Origin of the sequence: Serratia sp. SSNIH1, assembly GCF_002935055.1 — a bacterium.
In the GTDB taxonomy this organism is placed as follows: Bacteria; Pseudomonadota; Gammaproteobacteria; order Enterobacterales; family Enterobacteriaceae; genus Serratia; species Serratia nevei.
This window is the reverse complement of the sequence record NZ_CP026383.1, coordinates 4,180,090-4,198,491: the sequence shown is the minus strand read 5'-3', so window position 1 is coordinate 4,198,491 and position 18,402 is coordinate 4,180,090. Positions and strand designations below refer to the sequence as shown.

Below are 18,402 nucleotides of genomic sequence, written 5' to 3'. Positions count from 1 at the left end.
TCATTCATGAATTAAACCGCACGCCCTTTCAGCAGCTTTCGTATCCACATCCGATTCGGATTCAACGCCGCCAGCAGGCGTGCATCGCCCGGCAACGGTTCGCCGAACAGCTGCGCCGCCAGAATTTCCGCCGCCAGCGGCGCCGAGCACAGCCCGCGCGATCCCAACCCGCCGATAGCGAACAGGCCGGGATAGACCGGCGCCTCGGCGACGGTTTCGCCACGCTGGTTCTGCCGCTGCAAATCCTGATACTGCGTCACCGTGGCCTGATAGTCCGGCAGCGCGCCGACCATCGGCAGATGATCGCGGGTGGCGCTGCGCACGCCGCAGCGCGCCTGATGAGCGCTGACGTCCACCTGCTGTGGCCAGGCCTGTTCCGGCAGGCAGCGCAGCAGGCGCTCGCGGTTTTCCTGTTGCTCCTGCTCGCGGTAGTCGGTGGCGGTGTCGCCACGCTGGTAGCTGGCGCCGATGCAGTGTTGGCCGTTGTTGGCATTGACCGGCGTCAGGTAGCCGTCGTAGCACAAGACCTGTTTCAACTGACCGAGGGCCGGCGAGCTTGGAATGTGCGACACCTGCCCGCGCACCGAGTACAGCGGCAGGACTTGCGTCGGCGCCAGCTCGGCCAACCGGTGCCCGTTGGCCAGGATCACCGTCGCATGGCGGTGGCTTTCGCCGTGGGTGAAGTCGATACGCCAGCCGTTTTCTTCACGCGCCAGCGCCTGCGCGTCGTGCCGGTAGCGGCAGACCAGACCCTGCCGCTGCGCCAGCGCGAGAGCGCCGCGCGTCAGCTCGGCCGGGCAGAGCCAGCCGCCCTGCGGGTAGGTGATGCCGCCAAAGCCGGTATCGACGCCGCACAGTTCGCTGAGCGTCTTGCGGTCGGCCGCCATCGCCATCGCCGGCGGCCAGTCGGTTTTCAGCATATTGGCGATCTTGGCCCCGCTCTTTTCGTCGTAGGCCAGCTGGCTGACGCCGCACCACTGGTGATCAAAGGTGACGCCTTGTTGCAAGAGGGTGTCGTATTGACGACGGGCGAAGGGAAACGCGGCGCTGAAGAAACTCTCCAGCGCGTCGCCGCTGCCGTTCAGCAGAGGATAAATCGCCCCCTGGCGGTTGCCGGAAGCGCCCTCGGCCGCCTGCTCGTCGGCGCAGTACAGCGTGACGCTGGCGCCGCGCCGCAATAAGGCCAACGCGGTGAGCGCGCTGGCGACGCCACCGCCGATCAGGGCGATGTCGGCGGTGTTGTCCGCCGCCGGACGCCGATACCAGGGCGCCGGGTGGGGGGTAGGCTGCGTATCGGCCGGCAGACCGCCGGCGAGCATCTCACGTTTTTGGCCGAAGCCTTTGCAACGGTTGACCTGAAACCCGGCCTGCTGCAAGCCGCGGCGCACGAAGCCGGCGGCGGTAAAGGTGGCGAAGCTGCCTTCCGGCCGGGCGAAACGCGCCATGGCGGCGAACAGTTGCTCGGTCCACATGTCGGGATTTTTGGCCGGTGCGAAGCCGTCGAGAAACCAGGCGTCGACCTGGTTATTCATGCTGGCGTCGAACTGAGGCAGCAGTTCGTTGACGTCGCCGAACCACAGATCGAGCGTAATGCGGCCTTCGGCCAACAGCAGACGATGGCAGCCCGGCAGCGGCAGCGGCCATTGGGCGCGCAGCTCGTCGGCATAGGGGGCCAGCTCCGGCCAGCGCGCATGCGCCGCCGCCAAATCGGCCTGCTGCAGGGGGAATTTTTCAAAGCTGATAAAGTGCAGGCGTTGCAGTGCAGCATCCGGCTCGGCCTGGCGGAAGCCCGCGAAGGCCTGCCACAGCGTAAGGAAATTGAGCCCGGTGCCGAATCCGGTTTCCGCCACCACTAACAGCGGGCGCGGGTGAGTGGCGAAACGCTGCGGCAGCCGGTTGCCGTGCAGGAAGACATAGCGGGTTTCTTCCAGCCCATCCTGATTGGAAAAATAGACGTCATCAAACTGTTTCGAAACAGGTGTACCCTGTTCGTTCCAGGTTAGCGTTGCGGTTTGGATGGGGGCGTGGTTCACGGTCAATAGCTCGAAATTCAAGGGATGCCGCGAATTCTAACGGCGCTGGCGCCCTGGCGCAAACTGGACAACAATAAAGCTGAAAAACGCTGATCGGACTTGTTCGGCTTACATCTGTACGCTAAAGTGCGATGCAAAATCCCGTAGGTAAATAGTGGAAGAGGTATTGAATGAAACGTGCAGTGATTACTGGCCTGGGAGTTGTCTCCAGCATTGGTAATAACCAGCAGGAGGTCCTGGCGAGCCTGCAGGAAGGACGTTCTGGGATCACTTTCTCCCAGGAACTGAAAGATTCCGGCATGCGTAGTCACGTATGGGGGCAAGTTAAGCTCGACACGACCGGCCTGATCGACCGCAAGGCGGTGCGTTTCATGAGCGATGCTTCCATCTATGCCTTCCTGGCGATGCAAGAAGCGATCGCTTCTTCCGGCCTGAAGGAAGAAGAGTATCAAAACAACCCGCGCGTGGGCCTGATCGCCGGTTCCGGCGGCGGTTCTCCGCGTTTCCAGGTATTCGGCGCCGATGCGATGCGCAGCCCGCGCGGCCTGAAAGCGGTTGGCCCGTACGTGGTCACCAAAGCCATGGCCTCCGGTGTTTCCGCCTGCCTGGCGACGCCGTTCAAAATCCACGGCGTAAACTACTCCATCAGCTCCGCTTGCGCGACCTCTGCACACTGCATCGGTAACGCGGTTGAGCAAATCCAGCTGGGCAAACAGGACATCGTGTTCGCCGGCGGCGGCGAAGAGCTGTGCTGGGAAATGGCCTGCGAGTTCGACGCGATGGGCGCGCTGTCCACCAAGTACAACGACACGCCGGAAAAAGCCTCCCGCACCTACGACGCCGATCGTGACGGTTTCGTCATCGCCGGCGGCGGCGGTATGGTCGTGGTTGAAGAACTGGAGCACGCGCTGGCGCGCGGTGCGCACATCTACGCAGAAATCGTTGGCTACGGCGCAACGTCCGACGGCGCCGACATGGTTGCGCCATCGGGCGAAGGCGCGGTGCGCTGCATGAAGATGGCGATGCAGGATCTGGATGCGCCTATCGACTACATCAACGTGCACGGCACCTCCACGCCGGTAGGCGACGTGAAAGAGCTGGGCGCGATTCGTGAAGTGTTCGGCGACAATACCCCGGCTATCTCCTCCACCAAGGCGATGACCGGTCACTCGCTGGGCGCCGCAGGCGTGCAGGAAGCGATCTACAGCCTGCTGATGCTGGAGCACGGCTTTATCGCGCCGAGCATTAACATCGAAACCCTGGATGAGCAGGCGGCCGGCATGAACATCGTGACTCAGCCGACTCAGCGCGAGCTGACCACCGTGATGTCCAACAGCTTCGGCTTCGGCGGCACCAACGCCACCCTGGTGATGCGCAAACTGGCAAAATAATTCCGCCTGAGCTTCATCTCTCCATCAAGCCCGCGTTTTCGCGGGCTTTTTACCGTTCAAAGCCCGCCGGGCGAGCGCTCGGAGTTTTCCCAAATCACATCCCCTGACACATCATTACCTCGCCATTACACGCGTTGGGCATACAATAGCCAGGTAGCGTGATTATCGCTCGGCGTGGCTTTCTAAAGTGATCGAACATTGAGGCAAGAAGTATGAAAAAGTTAATTGCGGTTGGGTTACTGTCGGCCGTGTTGGCCGGATGCGCCACCGATTCTCCCTGCGTTCCGGTCTACGATGACCAGGGGCGTCTGGTGCACACCAACACCTGCATGAAGGGCACCACTCAGGATAACTGGGAAACCGCGGGCGCGATCGCCGGCGGCGCGGCGGCAGTGGCCGGTCTGACCCTCGGCATCATCGCGCTGACCAAGTGATCGGCGCGGCGCCTGCGGGCGCATGCAACCAGCCCGGCCATTGCGTGCCGGGCTTTTTTATGGTTCATCGCGCTTTAGCGTGAACCAATAGAAAACGGCAGTCAGAACGTTTAGGTTTGTATTCGCCAAAACACACCCTAAACCTTCAAAACTGCCGTCACTATGAATGCTAACCTTTGCTCCCTGTTCTGGGAAGGCTTTATCGTCAATTCCTTCTCGCATCCTTCTGCCAACTCCCTGCTTATCCAGCTCCAGCCTGATTCTGCCGTCATGCCCTGTTGCCGGCGCTGTGAACGGCGGGTGCCTGTTGTGCATGATGTTTCCTTCCGCCGAGTGCGTGAACGCCAGCTGCTCGATTGGGTCGTCTGGCTCAACGTCCCCGTCCGGCGCCTGTGTTGCCCCCATTGCGGGGTCACCACCGAAAAAATCAGCTGGTTGCCTGAACGCCAGAGATATACCACGACACTATCCGTATGGGTTGAGTCACTGGTCCGTTTACTGCCGATTAAGCACGTTGCACAACTCACCGGCCTGCACTGGCATACGGTCAAGAATATCGACTACCGGCGTCTGCTGCGGGAACGGACAGAGCCGCAGCGCCATACCCTCCGCCGTCTGGTGATGGATGAGTTCGCCCTGTTCAAAGGACATCGTTATGCCACCGTGGTGATGGATGCGGATACGCAACAAGTGTTGTGGGTGGGCGAAGGCCGCAGCAGAGCGGCCTTCCGCCCCTTCTTCGTCTGGCTGGGCGCTGAAGGCTGTGCCGCTATCCAGTCTGTCGCCATGGATATGAATACGGCGTTAGACCTGGAGGTCAGGCATCACTGCCCGCAGGCGGAAGTGGTCTATGACTTGTTCCATGTGGTGGCAAAGTATGGCCGGGAGGTTATCGACCGGGTCCGCGTCGACCAGGCCAATCAACTCCGTGATAACCCAAAATCGCGTCAGGTCATCAAACGCAGCCGCTGGCTGCTGCTGCGCAACCCCGAAAACCTGCCCGAAGGGCATGAGGTAAAGCTCACGGAGTTGCTGGAGGCGAATCAGCCGTTGAATGTGGTCTGGCTGATGAAAACAGCGCTGAAAGAACTGTGGTACGCCCCGAGTGAACAAGAGGCGCAGAGACGCTGGGTAAGCTGGTACAGGCAGTCTCAGGAAAGCGGAATCAAGGCGTTGCAACACTTCGCCGAGAAACTGAAAGGGTATGCCGGTGGCATCATCGCGAGTGCCAGACACAGGTTGAATACCAGCGTGCTGGAAGGGATGAACAATAAGATAAAAGTGATGAAGCGGATGGCCTATGGATACCGGGATAACGCTTACTTCTTCCTGAAAATCAAAGCAGCGTTCCCCGGTAAAGCGCGATGAACCTTTTTTATTTCACTGCACCAAAAACGCCTTGAACTGCGGCGTCATCACGGCGCTAAAGCCGTCGTCGGTTTTGCTGATCAGGTAGACCGCCAGCCCTTTCTCTTCGGCAAGTTTCAACGCTTTCTCCGTGCCCAGCACCATCAGGCCGGTATCCCAACCGTCGGCCTCGAGCGCGGTAGGGGCGATCACCGTGGCGGAAACCAGTCGGTGGTTGATCGGCCTGCCGGTGGTCGGATCGATGACATGGGAGTAGCGCTGGCCGTTTTGTTCAAAGTAGTTGCGGTAGCTGCCGGCGGTGCTGATGCCGTAACCGTGCAGATCCACCAGCGCCTGCACCGCGTTTTCACGGTCGGTCGGCTTTTGGATCGCCACTCGCCAGGGTTTGCCCTGGCCGTTGACGCCCCGTGAAGAGACCGCGCCGCCGACCGATACCAGGTAGTTGGTAATGCCGTTGCGGTTCATCAGGCGCACCAGTTCATCGGCACCGTAGCCTTCGCCCAGCGTTGAGAGATCGACATACATGTCCGGCAGATCTTTTTGCAGCCACTCCCCGCGATTGTCGCTGATAAGCTTCAGGTGCTGCAGGCCGATGCGCTGCTTCGCCGCGTCGATCTGCGCCTGTTCCGGCACCTTGACCGGATGCTTGTCGGGGCCGAATCCCCACAGGTTCACCAGTGGGCCGACGGTGATGTCCATGGCGCCACCGGTATCGCGGCCGATGCGCTGGGCCATCAGCACGATGTCCGCCATGCCGCGCGGGATCGGCTGCGGTTCGAGGCTGGCGCTACGGTTAAATTGCGACAGCACCGAGTCGGCGCGGTAGGTGGAGATATCGTCGTTGGCCCGTTCGAGCACCGCGTCGATCTGCCGCTGCAGTTCTTGCTTGCCGATCGCGACGTCACCGCTGACTTTAACGCTGTAGAAGGTGCCCATGGTCTTGCCGTCGATATCGATTTGCGGGCGGGAGGAGGCATCGTCGCAGGCGGCGAGCAGGGCGCATAAGGCGCTGAGCAACGCCCCTTTGGCGAACAGGGAAGCCATAACATGTCCTTTGAAAACGAGAAAGCCGCTACAAATAAAGTAAAGCGCGGCAAATGGAAAGCGGATAAAGGTAAAATAGCATTTTGCTGGCGTTGTGGCTGCGCCTGAGCTAACGTCTCGCTCATGCTTCTCGCTGAGGTTTCAAGCTGCCACCATGAGTTCAACCGCCATTTCCCGGCTTATCCATCCCTTTGTCAAAGACCGTTTCCTGCATGCGCTGTTGTTGGCCGGCGTAGCGATGTTCGCCTTTCATCCGCAGCCGATGGCGGCGCTGGGCGGGTTTATCGACGGCCGCACCCTCATTACTCTGTTGGGGCTGATGCTGCTGACCAAAGGCGTTGAGGTCAGCGGCTACTTCGACTTCGTTGGCCGCAAGATTATCAACCGGCTGCATAGCGAACGGCGGCTGGCGCTGTTCCTGGTGTTCTCTGCCGCGCTGTTGTCGTCGTTTCTGACCAACGACGTGGCGCTGTTTATCGTCATTCCGCTCACCATCACGCTGAAAAAACTGTCGGCGCTGCCGGTGGGCCGTTTGATCATCTTTCAGGCGCTGGCGGTGAACGCCGGTTCGTTGCTGACGCCGATCGGCAACCCGCAAAATATCCTGCTGTGGAGCCGCTCCGGCCTCTCTTTCCTCGGCTTCATCGGCCAGATGGCGCCGTTTGGCGCCGCGATGATGCTGAGCCTGCTGGCGCTGACCTGGTTCAGCTTCCCGGCGCGCGACATCGTGAAAACGCCGAATACCGAGGGCTACCCCTATCAACGGCCGCTGTTGCTGAGCTGCGTGGGGCTGTATGCGGTCTTCCTGCTGTGCCTGGATATCGGTCTGCCGCTGTATGGGTTGCTGGCGGTGTTCGCCGGCTTTTTATTGCTGGCGCGCCGGGTGCTGTTGCAGATCGACTGGAGCCTGATTTTCGTGTTCGCCGCCATGTTTATCGATGTTGGCCTGTTTACCCGCCTGCCGCCGCTCCAGCCGGCGTTTGCCGCGATCGCCGGGCTCAGCGACGGCGGGGTGTACGCGCTGGGCGTCGGGCTGTCGCAGATCGTCAGCAACGTGCCGGCCACCATTTTGCTGCTCAACTATGTGCCCGCCAGCGCGCAGTTGGCCTATGCGGTTAATGCCGGCGGCTTTGGGTTGGCGGTCGGCTCGCTCGCCAACCTGATTGCGCTGCGCATGGCGGGGGAGCGCAAGATCTGGTTGCGCTTCCACTATTACTCGCTGCCGCTGCTGGCGTGGGCCGCGCTGGTCGGCTGGCTGTTGAGCTAACTCTGATTGCCGCTCTGCCGGGCGGCCAACAGGCAAATGCTGCGGGTCACCTGGTAGGATTTCACGAAGGCGCTGACGGGTAAAAACTCGAAGCGCGAGTGGAAGTTATGCGCGCCGGTGAAGTAATTGGGCGTCAGGATGCCGCGGCTCGAGAGCGCCGCGCCGTCGGTGCCGCCGCGCATCGGGATCACCTTCGGCGGGATGCCGTGGGCGGCAAGGGCGCCAAAGATCAGATCGATGGCGCGCCGATCTTCGCCGATGGCGTTGCTGATGTTGCTGTAGATGTCGCTGATGCTGCAGCTGACGTTGGCGCGTGGATAGCTGGCCGCCACCTGGCGCACCGTCTCCTCAAGGCGGGCTTTGCGTGCCTCGAAGGTGGCGCGATCGAAGTCGCGAATCGACACCTTCAGCGTCGCCTGATTGGCATTGGCGGCCAGATCCGTGAACCAGAAATAGCCCTCGCGTCCGTCGGTGTGTTCCGGGGTATCCTGCACGTCGAATCGGTTGATGATGTCGTTGGCGATGCGTATCGGGTTGATTAACACGTTTTTCGCCGACATCGGGTGGGCGGTTACCCCTTCGATGCGGATCTCCGCCGCCGCCGCGTTGAAATTCTCGTAAACCACTTCACCCAATTCGCAGCAATCGATGGTGTAGGCGAAATCGACGGCGAAACGCTGCAGATCCAGCGCCTTGGCACCGCGCAGGCCGATCTCTTCATCCGGCACGAACGCCACCACGATATCGCCGTGGCGATCGGTGGCGGTCAGGTTGGCCAGCAGCGTCATCACCACGGTGACCGCCGCCTTGTTGTCGGCGCCCAGCACGCTGGTGCCGTCGCTGAACAGGATCTCTTCGTTCCGGTAGGGCAGGATCTCCGGGTGCTCGGCGGTGCGCAGCCAGATATCTTGCTCGGCGTTCAGGCATAAATCTTCGCCGGTGAAGCGCAGGCGCTGCGGGCGAATTTCGGGCGACAGGCCGACGTCCACGGTGTCGATATGGGTGATGAAGCCGATGCGCGGCGCGCCGGGTTGGGTGCCGGGCTTGCGGGCGGTGACGGTGGCGTGGTCGTCTATCTGCACGTCGGCCAGGCCGAGCCGGCGCAGCTCTTCCGCCAGCAGCTGCGCCATCTCATGCTGCCCCGGCGTGCTGGGCAGGGTGGTTGCGGCGGCGTCGCTCTGGCTGGTCACCGCCAGGTAGCGGAAGAAACGTTCGGTGAGCTGTTCGGCAATCGGGCTGGTCATCGGAACTCCTCGCGGTTGGCAATCTACCGGTTTTAAAACGAAATCAGCCGTTTGTCCAACGGTGCAATGCGTAAACTGCCAGAATGCGAAGCATCGCGCAGAAACAAAAAATAGCGGTGAAACTAGGAAATCGTCGCAGGTTTCTGCGGCAAAATCGGTGTTAGCTGTGGGCCGGGAAGCGCCTACATAACACTTATCTGTTCCTCAAGGAGAATTCATGCACACCGGTCACGCTCTGCTTATCACCTTACTGTCCCTTGGCCTCTCTCCCAGCGCCTGGTCCTCTGCCGACACCGGGCATGCCAACAGCAACGCCAACAGCCGCGAAGTGGCCAGCGCGCTGGGCGGCCTGAAAAACAAAACCTACGAACTGGAACAGGCGCCGAAGATCCGCGTCGCCAGCTTCAATATCGCCGCCGGCAAGGTCAGCGACATGACCGCCATCGCCAAGGCGATTCGCGCGATGAACGTCGACGTGGTGGCGCTGCAAGAGGTGGATAAGCTCACCGCCCGCAGCGGCCGCGTCGATCAGGCGGCTGAGCTGGCGAAGCTGACCGGCATGCAGGCGGTGTTCGGCCGGGCGATCGACTTCGACGGCGGCGAATATGGCCTGGCGTTTCTGTCCAGGTATCCGCTGCACGACGCCGTGATCTATCCGCTGCCGTCCGGCCAGCGCGAACAGCGCATCGCCTTCAGCGCCAAGGTCGACGTGCCGGAGTTCCCGGCGCCGATCACCCTGTTCAACACTCATCTCGATACCAAGGAAGATCCGACAATGCGCTTGGATCAGGTGCGGGAGCTGAACGATCGCACCATCGAAGTGCGCGGTATCAAGCTGCTGTTCGGCGACATGAACGATGTGCCGGGCAGCGTGACCTGGCTGGAATTGAGCCGCTATTGGAACGACATCATGCCTAACGGGCAGGATGGCCGCAGCTGGCCGGCGGAAAATGCCGAGATCAAGGTGGATTACCTCTTCACCGGCAACGCGCAGCGCTGGCATCTGGACAGCCTGACGGTACCGAACGCCAGCGGCGACTGGAACGGCGTGCATTGGCCGGCGGTGAGCGATCACCTGCCGCTGGTGGCGGAAATGCGCCTGACCGAGCAATAAGCCGGTCGGCATTCCGTTGGGGCCGGGCTAAGCTACGGCAATCTGCGCCAGCCGCTCGACGGCGCTGCGGATCTCGCCCGGCGTCAGGGCCGAAAAGCCCAGCAGCCAGCCGTCGCGCTGCGTCTGCGCCGTCTGGTATTGCGCCGTCAGCCCGGGCGTGAGGATGCCGAGCCGCTGCGCCTGTCGGCTGAGCGCCGCCTCCTGGCCGGGCGGCAGCCAGACGCTGAGCTGCAGGCCGCCGGCGGCGGGAGCGGGCGTGGCGAAGTGGCCGAGTTTTTCGTGAACTTCCGCCAGCAACGCATCGCGCCGGCTGCGGTAGAGCTGGCGCATGTAGCGGATATGCGCGGCAAAGTACCCCTGGCGGATGAATTCGGCGGTGACCGCCTGCATCAGCTGCGCGCTGTGGCCGTCATACACCGTGCGCGCGGTGACGAACGCGTCAACCAGCGTAGGCGGGACGATCAGGTACGCCAACCGCAGCGAAGGGAACAGTGATTTGGAGAAGGTGCCGAGGTACAGCACCCGGCCACGGCGATCCAGGCCCTGCATCGCCGGTATCGGCAGGCCGTCGTAATGAAACTCGCTGTCGTAATCGTCCTCGACGATCCAGGCCTGCTGCCTGTCCGCCAGCGCCAGCAGCGCCAAGCGGCGTGCCAGGCTGAGCGCTGCGCCGGTTGGGTATTGGTGCGAGGGCGTCAGATAAATCAAACGAGGGTCGGGCAAGGAGGGGTCAGCACGCAGGCCGTCGCCGTCCACCGCGACCGGCGTCAGGGCGGCTCCGGCGCTGATAAAAGCGTTTCTTGCCCCGGTGTAACCCGGCTCTTCCATCCAGACGCTGTCGCCGCTGTCCAGCAGCAGCGTGGCGATCAGCTGCAGCGCCTGCTGCGAACTGGTCAGCACGATAACCTGCCGTGCATCGCAGATCACGCCGCGCGTTTGATTGACGTGGGCGGCAATCGCTTCACGCAGCGGCAAATAGCCCTGCGGGTCGCCGTAGCGCAGCAGGCTTTCTCCCTGTAGCCGCAGGCGCTGTGCGGTCAGTTGCTTCCACAAGGCCAGCGGAAACGCACGCAGATCCGGCGAGCCGGCGGCAAACGCCCGTGGCTGCTGCGGTTCGCGGCAGCCGCCGGTTTGTACGATCTGTTGGCCGCGCTGCGAAAGGCGCGGTATGCCGGCAGCGGTCGCCGGCGGCGGTGATTTGGCGATGATAATCGCCACAAAGGTGCCCTGGCCGACGCGGCGCTGCAAATACCCCTCCGCCTCCAACTGACCGTAGGCCGCTTCGACGGTCACTCGCGAGAGGCCCAGATCGCTGGCCAGCACCCGGCTGGAAGGCAGGCGTTGCCCAACGCTCAATGCAGCTTGGTGGATGGCCTGCCGCAATGCGCCGCACAGGCGATCGCGCAGCGTGCCGGCGGTGTGGGGCGATTGCTGAAACAACGTGACCAGCGAGTGCTGCATAATGGGTCTTATCACGGTTGGGAAATGGGTATCAATCATAAGACCAAAATGGGGCACTATTGTCATCTGTCTTGATGCACGGGAGTGAATGGTATGTCGAAAGAATCATTGGTGCTGGCTTTTCCTCCGGCGGCGCCGGAAGAGAGCCTGGCCTACCTGGCGGCCAAACTGAGCCGCTATGCGGATGCCTGGGACGTGGCGGAGGATCTGCGCAATGGCGTGGACGGGGTGGTGGTTATCGACACCCGCGCGGAGGCGATGTACGCCGCCGGGCATATTCCCGGTGCGCTCAGTTTGCCGCATCGCCTGATGGATGAAGCCGGCACGGCGCAGCTGGATCGCGAAAAAGTGTATGTGACCTACTGCGATGGCATCGGCTGCAACGGTTCCACCAAGGGCGCTTACAAGCTGGCGAAGCTGGGATTCCGGGTGAAGGAGCTGATCGGCGGGCTGGACTTCTGGCTGCGCGACGGCCATCCGTTGGCCATCGGCGAACAGCCGGGATCGTTGCGCAATCGGGCGGCTGTTGAGGATTGCGGCTGCGCCTGAAGCGTTAAAACACCAGCGCCAGCACGACGGCCAGCGCCAACAGCAGCAGGATCAGCGCGACGGCAGGTTTGCTGAGCGCTTTTTGCAGCGGCAGCGGCAGGGCAGCGATCAGCGGGTTGAGCAGCGGCTGCGGATCGACAGGGTGGCTGACGATAGCCTGAGCCTGGCCGGCTTTTTCCAGGCGTCGGGCAAACAGTTGATGAATGGCGTCGCTCATTTGCGGATGCGTCAGCGGCGCATTGGCGCCGCAGTTGAAGCGCGCCTGGCAATAGTCGTTCATCTGCTGCAGCTCTTGCTCGTCCGCCGGCTGCTTGAGTGCCGCCAGCAGATTGTTCAGCGTCGGCGCGCTCTGCGGGCTGAGGGCCACCTTCACTTGCAAGAATTGGTTTAACAGCTGGAAGTGGCGCGCCGGCAGCGGATCGTTGGTTTTCACGCCCGCCAGATCAAACAGCGTTTGCCAGATTTTAGCCGGCGCTTCACCGGTGGCCGCGCTAAGTTTGGTGACCTGCTGCTGCAGGCTTTGATGCTCTGCGGGCAGCAGCGGGCGATCGCTGGTGGCGGTTTGCTGCGGCTGAGGAATGGTCAGGCCGCCGGTCTGCAACAGATTCAGCACCTGCTGCAGCTGTGGTGGGCTCAGCTGGCTCAGTACCGTGTGGCCGAACTGCTGGCGAATAAAGTCGCTGACCGCCTGGCGGTTGTTGCCCTGCGGCAGTAATTCGGCCAGCTGTTGCAACAGCTGGCGCCCGGCGTGGTTTTGCTGCGCCTGCGTCAGGCGCGTTTGCAGCAGCTGTTCCGCCGGTTGAAAATGGCGCGCCAGCAGTTCACCGCCGTTGTCGGCGCCGAGATCGTGGCGCAGAGTCGCCCAGATCTCCGCCGATTTTGCCGGGCTGAGCGTCATGATTTTCACGATCAGCTTTTCCAGCGTCGTGCGCTGTGCCGGAGAAAGGGGTTGATCGTCAGTGGCCGCCGTTTTGCCCGGGGAGGGAGGGCGTTCGCCGGCGATTGGGGTGCCCGGCCCACTCAAAGGTTGCATATCACCAGTCCTTCGCTGTGTATCCCCGCAGAATGCCTGGAGGAGAGAATCATCATCGTACCCGGCGAAAAGCGCAGGCTTACCCTCTATAATACCTGTAAATCGCCGCCATCAATACCGCCGCTCAGACATTTCTTTACCGACAAAACGTTGCTAATCGCGCCCGCGTCGCTAAGATAACCCCAGACCCGAACATGAGGATGGCATGGTTAAACGGCAGCGGATTGCAAAATGGTTTTTATGCCTGGCTTGCCTGGTGGTGCTGACGTGCATGACCCAGCGCATGGCGGGCCTGCATGCGCTGCAGCAAACGCTGGGGATCCCGGCGGCCACCGCCGTTCAGTCCAGTGATACCGCCGCCGAAGCGCAGCCGACGCCCTGTGAACTGAGCGCCAAGTCATTGCTGGCCGCGCCGCCGGTGATGTTCGAAACCGTACTGTTCGGGCTGGGCCTGCTGCTGGCGCTGTTGGCGCCGACCATTGCCGCGCGCCTGCGTGTTCCTCCTCCTCGCGCCATTTCACCGCCCACCCTCAGGGTGCACCTTCGATTATGCGTTTTCCGTGAATGAGTTAATCGCCCGTTTTTCGCGGTGAATTAATCATTTATGGAGAATTAACATGTTGAAAATTATCAGGCTGGCCTGCGCTTGCCTGTTTATGCTGTGGCTGCCTGCTTTGCAGGCGGCGGACAGCGGCTGGCTGCAAAATCCGGCCAACGATCATGCCAAGGTGCGGCTGCGTGCCGACACGTCACAGCCGGGGGAGACCCGCCTGCTGCTGTCGGTCGAGCTGCAAAAGGGCTGGAAAACCTACTGGCGTTCCCCAGGCGAAGGCGGCATCGCGCCGGCTATCGTCTGGCAGGGCAACCCGCCGCCGGCGACCTGGCACTGGCCGACGCCGCAGCGTTTCGAGGTGGCCGGCATTTCCACCCAGGGCTATCACGATCGGGTTACGCTGCCGATCGTGATGTCAGGCCTGGTATCCGGCCCGCTGGCGGGAACCCTGACGCTATCCACCTGCAGCAACGTCTGCATTCTGACCGACTACCCGTTCAGCCTGGATCTGACGACGCCGAACGATCCGCAGTTTAACCACGACTTCGCGCAGGCAATGGGGCAGGTGCCGATCGCCGCCGGGGTGGCGGAGAGCGTCGAGGCCGGTTACCGCAACGGCGAGCTGCAGATTTCCGCCCAACGCGCCGCCGGCTGGCAGCAGCCCGCGCTGTTCTTCGATACGCTGGCGGATGCCGATCTCGGCAAGCCGCAGGTCGAGACCGACGGCGCTCAGCTGTTGGCGCGAGTGCCGGTCAGCGATGGCTGGGGCGATGCGGCGCCGGATCTGCGCGGCAAAACGCTGACGCTGGTGATCGACGACGGCGGCATGGCGCAGCAGATTACGCTGCCGATTGGCGATCCGCTGGCCGCGCCCGCCGGTGCGGCATTCCCGCTATGGCAGGCGGTATTGATGGCGCTGGCGGGCGGGTTGATCCTCAACCTGATGCCGTGCGTACTGCCGGTGCTGGGCATCAAGCTCGGCTCTATCCTGCAGGTGGAACGGCGCGATCGGCGCAGCGTGCGTTTGCAGTTCCTGGCGTCGTCGTTAGGTATCGTCGCCTCGTTTATGGCGTTGGCCTTACTGATGACGCTGCTGCGGCTCGGCAACCATGCGCTCGGCTGGGGCATTCAGTTCCAGAATCCATGGTTTATCGGTTTTATGGTGCTGGTGACGCTGCTGTTCAGCGCCAACCTGTTTGGCCTGTTCCATCTGCGCCTCTCGTCCGATCTGAATACGTCGCTGGCCACCCATAATGGGCACGGTCTGAGCGGCCATTTCTGGCAGGGCGCGTTCGCCACGCTGCTGGCGACGCCGTGCTCGGCGCCGTTTCTCGGCACGGCGGTGGCCTTCGCGCTGGCGGCGTCGCTGCCGGTGCTGTGGGGCATGTTCATCGCGCTCGGCATCGGCATGAGCCTGCCGTGGCTGCTGATCGCCGCCTGGCCATCGCTGGCGCTGCGCTTGCCGCACCCCGGCCGCTGGATGAATACCGTCAAGCTGGCAATGGGGCTGCTGATGCTGGCGTCGTCGCTGTGGCTGCTGAGCCTGCTGAGCAATCATATCGGCGTGCAGGCCACGCTGTGGCTGGGGGCGTTGGCGCTGCTGGCGTTGCTGCTGGCGGTGTGGCGTCAGCAGGGCGCACGGTTGGCGACCAAGCTGGCTGCGGGCACGTTGGTGCTGGCGGGCGTGGCCTTGCTGGCCGGATCGCTGACCGCCGGCCTGTGGCACCAGCCGTTGCAGGATCGGGTGCAGTGGCAACCGCTGAGCGAACAGGCGATTACCGAGGCGCTCGCCCAGCATAAGCGGGTGTTCGTCGACGTGACTGCAGACTGGTGCGTGACCTGTAAAGCCAACAAATTCAATGTGCTGCTGCGCGATGACGTACAGCGCGCGCTGAGCGCCGACGACGTGGTTGCGCTGCGCGGCGACTGGAGCCGCCCGTCGGCCGACATCAGCGCCTTCCTGCAAAAGCGCGGCAGCGTCGCCGTGCCTTTCAACCAAATCTATGGCCCCGGCAGCCCGGACGGCGAGGTGTTATCCCCGCTGTTGATCCGTGACGCCGTGCTGCAAACCCTTTCCCATGCCAAAGGAACCGAACAATGAAAAAACTACTGATTTTACTGATGATCATCGCCGCCCCGGTGTGGGCCGTCGAGCCTTTCACCCCGGCGCAAGAGGCGCGTATCAAAGAGATGATCCGCGAAACGCTGGTGTCCAACCCGGACATTCTGGCGCAGGCGGTGGACGCCTGGCAGCAGCAAACCGCCGGCCAGCAAATCAGCCAGGCTATCAAGCAGAACGCCAAAACGCTGTACCAGGATCCGGCCAGCCCGCGCCTCGGCGCCGCCAACGCCAAACTGACGCTGGTGACCTTTACCGACTATAACTGCCCGTACTGCAAGCGTTTTGATCCGATGCTGGAGAAGATCGTCAAGCAATACCCGGACGTGGCGCTGGTGGTGAAGCTGCTGCCGTTCAAGGGCGAAAGCTCAGTCAGTTCGGCGCGCGTGGCGCTCACCACCTGGCAACAGCACCCGGATCAATTCTGGGCCCTGCACCAGCGGTTGATGGCGAAAAAGGGCTTCCACGACAACGCCAGCATCGCCGCCGCGCAAGAGAAAACCGGCGTCAAGGCGGTGGCGCCCAGCGAACAGAGCATGACCACGCTGCGCACCAATATGGAGCTGGCGGAACAGCTGGGCGTGCAGGGGACGCCGGCGACGCTGATCGGCGATCGGATGCTGCCGGGGGCGGTGTCGTATGAAGAGCTGGAAGCGATGGTGAAGCAGCAGCTGGCGAAGGCCAACCATGGCTAAGCTCAAGCGCTGGGGGCGCGAGTTGCTGCTGCTGGCGCTGATAGCGCTGGCGGTGGTGACGGTGATGGATTGGCTGAACGCGCCGCAGGCGCCGCCGGCCTTCGATGCTCAGACCCTGACCACGCTGGACGGCGAGCGCGTGTCGTTGGCGCAGCTCAGCCATGAGCGGCCGCTGCTGGTTTACTTCTGGGCCAGCTGGTGCGGCGTCTGCCGCTTCACTACGCCGGACGTCGCCCGTTTGCAGGCGGCGGGCGGCAACGTGCTGACCGTCGCGCTGCGCTCGGGCGACGATACCCAGGTGAAACACTGGCTGGCGCGCAAACGGCTGGCGCTGCCGGTGGTCAACGATCCGGCTGGTACGCTCTCGGCGCAGTGGCAGATTGGCGTGACGCCGACCTTCGTGGTGGTCTCGCAGGGCAAGGTGGTGCAGAGTACCACCGGCTGGACCAGCTACTGGGGGATGAAGCTGCGGCTGTGGTGGGCCGCCGTCTAACCGGCGTTTTTCTCCGTTATCACCTCCTCAATCGCCCGGCACAGCCGGGCGATACCTTCTTCAATCTGCGGCGGCGAGTTGGCGGCGAAGTTCAGCCGCAGGCCGTGCGCGCCCAGCTGTTCCTGCGCATAAAAGCATTCGCCGCGTGCGAAGGTCACGCCGTGCCGCCAGGCGACCGGCATCAGTTCGGCGGTGGTCACCGCCGCCGGCAGCGTCAGCCAGATAAACAAGCCCCCTTGCGGCGTTTCGAAGCGGCACCCCGGCGGCAGCCGCCGTTGCAAGGTATCAATCATCACCTCCAGATGGCGGCGGTAGACGCGCCCGGCGCGCCGCAGCTGTTTGTCGTAACGGCCGACGGTGACGAACGCGTCCAGCGCCCGCTGGATCAGGCTGGAACTGGTGAAGCTGTCGACGTGTTTCAGCCTGGCGAAACGTTGATAGTGTTCGCTGTCCGCCACCAGATAGCCGATGCGCATGCTGGGCAGCAGCATTTTGGAGAAGGTGCTGACGTAGATCACCGCGCCCGGCTGCGCCAGCGCCCGCAGTGACGGCAGCTGTTTGCCCTGGTAACGCAGATCGCCGACGAAGTCGTCCTCCAGGATCACCACGCCGGCCTGTTGGGCGATCGCCAGCAGGCGTCGCCGCCGCGCCTCGCTCAGGCAGCGGCCGGTCGGGTTGTGGAAATTGGGGATGGTGTAGATCAGTTTAGGGCGGTGGCGTTCTAACAACTCCGGCAACAAATCCACCCGCATGCCGTGGCGATCGCCCGGTACGGTGACGATATTGATGCGGTGCTGGCGCAGCAGGCCCAGCGCTTCGGCGTAGGTCGGCTCTTCGACGATCACCGTATCGCCCGGCGCCAGCAGGCTTTGCACCACCAGACTGATGGCGTGCTGCGAGCCGTTGGTGATCAGCACCTGTTCCGCCTGCGTGGGGATGCCCTGCGCGCTGAGGATGCGGCTCAGCGTATCGCGCAGCGGGTAGTAGCCGCAGTATTCCCCGTAGCTGAAGGCCTCTTCCGCATGGCGGCTGAGCACCGACAGCAGCACTTTGCGAAACGCCTCCAGCGGAAACACCTTAGGGCTGCCGACGCCGGCGGCGAAGTTGATCAGCCCCTCCGGCAGCGGGGCGTCGGCGTAGCCGTCCAGCCGTGAGGTGAGGGTGGTGAAGCTCTCCAGCGGGAATGGAGCATCGCAGCTCGGCCGGGCCGGGCGCGCTTGCGCTTGCGGGTGCGCGACATAGGCGCCGCTGCCGCGCCGCTGATGCAAAAAGCCCTTGGCCGCCAGTTCGGCGTAGGCGTTATCCACCGTTAAACGGCTGACCGCCAGTTCGGCCGCCAGCGTGCGCGTCGAGGGCAGTTTGTCGCCATCGACGAACACGCCGGTGAGGATGGCGCGCCGCAGCGCTTCTTCGATCTGTAAATAGAGCGGAACGTCCTGCTCGCGATCCAACGGGATGTGCATGCGAAATTGGCCCGGTTATGGAGAGAGGTTTTTACTATACCTCATGTCAACAGGGCTTCAAGCGCAGAAAAGTGGCCTGCATGACAACGCCGTAAAGTGGCTATAGTGAGAAAAAATGGCCGCGTTACACTGTCCGCCTGA

At 62.8% G+C, this 18,402-nt stretch carries 17 protein-coding genes; 10 read left to right on the top strand and 7 right to left on the bottom strand.

Annotation, left to right across the window (positions count from 1 at the left end; genetic code table 11):
• Nucleotides 1–11: 11 nt before the first annotated feature.
• Nucleotides 12–2,033, bottom strand: coding sequence for a bifunctional tRNA (5-methylaminomethyl-2-thiouridine)(34)-methyltransferase MnmD/FAD-dependent 5-carboxymethylaminomethyl-2-thiouridine(34) oxidoreductase MnmC (mnmC, locus tag C3F38_RS20245; protein WP_047730869.1), 2,022 nt, complete (start codon nucleotides 2,031–2,033; stop codon nucleotides 12–14).
• Nucleotides 2,034–2,203: 170 nt separating this feature from the next.
• Here mnmC and fabB point away from each other — a divergent pair, with 170 nt between their 5' ends.
• Both fabB and C3F38_RS20235 read left to right on the top strand, forming a co-directional pair.
• Complete coding sequence (fabB, locus tag C3F38_RS20240) at nucleotides 2,204–3,424, top strand: beta-ketoacyl-ACP synthase I (protein WP_016926857.1); 1,221 nt, start codon at nucleotides 2,204–2,206, stop codon at nucleotides 3,422–3,424.
• A gap of 212 nt (nucleotides 3,425–3,636) precedes the next feature.
• On the top strand, nucleotides 3,637–3,858 hold the full coding sequence (locus C3F38_RS20235) for a hypothetical protein (protein WP_004936201.1): 222 nt from the start codon (nucleotides 3,637–3,639) through the stop codon (nucleotides 3,856–3,858).
• A gap of 57 nt (nucleotides 3,859–3,915) precedes the next feature.
• On the opposite strand, the gene C3F38_RS26675 is transcribed toward C3F38_RS20235, so the two are convergent.
• Nucleotides 3,916–4,173: a hypothetical protein gene (locus C3F38_RS26675; protein WP_055317868.1), complete on the bottom strand. Its 258-nt coding sequence runs from the start codon at nucleotides 4,171–4,173 to the stop codon at nucleotides 3,916–3,918.
• On the opposite strand from C3F38_RS26675, the gene C3F38_RS20230 reads away from it, so the two are divergent.
• Nucleotides 4,060–5,226 (top strand): ISL3 family transposase, encoded by a 1,167-nt coding sequence (locus C3F38_RS20230; RefSeq protein ID WP_233211751.1) that lies wholly within the window; start codon nucleotides 4,060–4,062, stop codon nucleotides 5,224–5,226. The genes C3F38_RS26675 and C3F38_RS20230 overlap by 114 nt on opposite strands.
• A gap of 12 nt (nucleotides 5,227–5,238) precedes the next feature.
• Here C3F38_RS20230 and apbE read toward each other — a convergent pair whose 3' ends face one another.
• Nucleotides 5,239–6,270, bottom strand: coding sequence for an FAD:protein FMN transferase ApbE (apbE, locus tag C3F38_RS20225; protein WP_047730171.1), 1,032 nt, complete (start codon nucleotides 6,268–6,270; stop codon nucleotides 5,239–5,241).
• Nucleotides 6,271–6,424: 154 nt separating this feature from the next.
• On the opposite strand from apbE, the gene C3F38_RS20220 reads away from it, so the two are divergent.
• Nucleotides 6,425–7,537, top strand: coding sequence for an SLC13 family permease (locus tag C3F38_RS20220; protein WP_038876503.1), 1,113 nt, complete (start codon nucleotides 6,425–6,427; stop codon nucleotides 7,535–7,537).
• Here C3F38_RS20220 and pepT read toward each other — a convergent pair.
• Nucleotides 7,534–8,781: a peptidase T gene (gene pepT / locus C3F38_RS20215; RefSeq protein ID WP_055312075.1), complete on the bottom strand. Its 1,248-nt coding sequence runs from the start codon at nucleotides 8,779–8,781 to the stop codon at nucleotides 7,534–7,536. The two genes, C3F38_RS20220 and pepT, sit on opposite strands and share 4 nt — an antisense overlap.
• A gap of 217 nt (nucleotides 8,782–8,998) precedes the next feature.
• Between pepT and C3F38_RS20210 the strand changes: the two genes are divergently transcribed.
• The gene (locus C3F38_RS20210) at nucleotides 8,999–9,895 is read left to right on the top strand and encodes an endonuclease/exonuclease/phosphatase family protein (RefSeq protein WP_038876498.1); all 897 of its coding nucleotides are present in this window, start codon (nucleotides 8,999–9,001) and stop codon (nucleotides 9,893–9,895) included.
• Nucleotides 9,896–9,922: 27 nt separating this feature from the next.
• On the opposite strand, the gene C3F38_RS20205 is transcribed toward C3F38_RS20210, so the two are convergent.
• The gene (locus C3F38_RS20205; RefSeq protein ID WP_170310531.1) at nucleotides 9,923–11,356 is read right to left on the bottom strand and encodes a PLP-dependent aminotransferase family protein; all 1,434 of its coding nucleotides are present in this window, start codon (nucleotides 11,354–11,356) and stop codon (nucleotides 9,923–9,925) included.
• Nucleotides 11,357–11,449: 93 nt separating this feature from the next.
• Here C3F38_RS20205 and C3F38_RS20200 point away from each other — a divergent pair, with 93 nt between their 5' ends.
• The gene (locus C3F38_RS20200; RefSeq protein WP_055317042.1) at nucleotides 11,450–11,905 is read left to right on the top strand and encodes a rhodanese-like domain-containing protein; all 456 of its coding nucleotides are present in this window, start codon (nucleotides 11,450–11,452) and stop codon (nucleotides 11,903–11,905) included.
• Between the two features lie 4 nt (nucleotides 11,906–11,909).
• Here C3F38_RS20200 and flk read toward each other — a convergent pair whose 3' ends face one another.
• On the bottom strand, nucleotides 11,910–12,938 hold the full coding sequence (gene flk, locus C3F38_RS20195) for a flagella biosynthesis regulator Flk (protein WP_047730174.1): 1,029 nt from the start codon (nucleotides 12,936–12,938) through the stop codon (nucleotides 11,910–11,912).
• 205 nt (nucleotides 12,939–13,143) lie between these two features.
• Here flk and C3F38_RS20190 point away from each other — a divergent pair, with 205 nt between their 5' ends.
• From C3F38_RS20190 to C3F38_RS20175, 4 genes are read left to right on the top strand one after another with little or no spacing between them, the layout of a single operon-like run.
• Complete coding sequence (locus tag C3F38_RS20190; RefSeq protein ID WP_038876488.1) at nucleotides 13,144–13,506, top strand: hypothetical protein; 363 nt, start codon at nucleotides 13,144–13,146, stop codon at nucleotides 13,504–13,506.
• Between the two features lie 49 nt (nucleotides 13,507–13,555).
• Nucleotides 13,556–15,592, top strand: a complete 2,037-nt coding sequence (locus tag C3F38_RS20185) for a protein-disulfide reductase DsbD (RefSeq protein ID WP_055317043.1) — start codon at nucleotides 13,556–13,558, stop codon at nucleotides 15,590–15,592.
• Complete coding sequence (locus C3F38_RS20180; protein WP_055317044.1) at nucleotides 15,589–16,305, top strand: DsbA family protein; 717 nt, start codon at nucleotides 15,589–15,591, stop codon at nucleotides 16,303–16,305. Before C3F38_RS20185 ends, C3F38_RS20180 begins: the two co-directional genes overlap by 4 nt.
• Nucleotides 16,298–16,798, top strand: coding sequence for a protein disulfide oxidoreductase (locus C3F38_RS20175; RefSeq protein WP_047730177.1), 501 nt, complete (start codon nucleotides 16,298–16,300; stop codon nucleotides 16,796–16,798). The genes C3F38_RS20180 and C3F38_RS20175 overlap by 8 nt, the downstream gene beginning before the upstream one ends.
• On the opposite strand, the gene C3F38_RS20170 is transcribed toward C3F38_RS20175, so the two are convergent.
• Nucleotides 16,795–18,261, bottom strand: a complete 1,467-nt coding sequence (locus C3F38_RS20170; RefSeq protein WP_047730178.1) for a PLP-dependent aminotransferase family protein — start codon at nucleotides 18,259–18,261, stop codon at nucleotides 16,795–16,797. The two genes, C3F38_RS20175 and C3F38_RS20170, sit on opposite strands and share 4 nt — an antisense overlap.
• Nucleotides 18,262–18,402 lie beyond the last annotated feature (141 nt).

Bases quoted from the DNA above. Each gene is read 5' to 3' on its own strand.
- C3F38_RS20180 (WP_055317044.1), top strand. From the start codon at position 15,589: ATGAAAAAACTACTGATTTTACTGATGATCATCGCCGCCCCGGTGTGG.
- pepT (WP_055312075.1), bottom strand. From the start codon at position 8,781: ATGACCAGCCCGATTGCCGAACAGCTCACCGAACGTTTCTTCCGCTAC.
- C3F38_RS20220 (WP_038876503.1), top strand. From the start codon at position 6,425: ATGAGTTCAACCGCCATTTCCCGGCTTATCCATCCCTTTGTCAAAGAC.
- C3F38_RS20170 (WP_047730178.1), bottom strand. From the start codon at position 18,261: ATGCACATCCCGTTGGATCGCGAGCAGGACGTTCCGCTCTATTTACAG.
- flk (WP_047730174.1), bottom strand. From the start codon at position 12,938: ATGCAACCTTTGAGTGGGCCGGGCACCCCAATCGCCGGCGAACGCCCT.
- C3F38_RS20235 (WP_004936201.1), top strand. From the start codon at position 3,637: ATGAAAAAGTTAATTGCGGTTGGGTTACTGTCGGCCGTGTTGGCCGGA.
- C3F38_RS20210 (WP_038876498.1), top strand. From the start codon at position 8,999: ATGCACACCGGTCACGCTCTGCTTATCACCTTACTGTCCCTTGGCCTC.
- C3F38_RS20185 (WP_055317043.1), top strand. From the start codon at position 13,556: ATGTTGAAAATTATCAGGCTGGCCTGCGCTTGCCTGTTTATGCTGTGG.
- C3F38_RS20200 (WP_055317042.1), top strand. From the start codon at position 11,450: ATGTCGAAAGAATCATTGGTGCTGGCTTTTCCTCCGGCGGCGCCGGAA.
- C3F38_RS20190 (WP_038876488.1), top strand. From the start codon at position 13,144: ATGGTTAAACGGCAGCGGATTGCAAAATGGTTTTTATGCCTGGCTTGC.
- C3F38_RS20205 (WP_170310531.1), bottom strand. From the start codon at position 11,356: ATGCAGCACTCGCTGGTCACGTTGTTTCAGCAATCGCCCCACACCGCC.
- C3F38_RS26675 (WP_055317868.1), bottom strand. From the start codon at position 4,173: ATGCACAACAGGCACCCGCCGTTCACAGCGCCGGCAACAGGGCATGAC.
- apbE (WP_047730171.1), bottom strand. From the start codon at position 6,270: ATGGCTTCCCTGTTCGCCAAAGGGGCGTTGCTCAGCGCCTTATGCGCC.
- C3F38_RS20175 (WP_047730177.1), top strand. From the start codon at position 16,298: ATGGCTAAGCTCAAGCGCTGGGGGCGCGAGTTGCTGCTGCTGGCGCTG.
- fabB (WP_016926857.1), top strand. From the start codon at position 2,204: ATGAAACGTGCAGTGATTACTGGCCTGGGAGTTGTCTCCAGCATTGGT.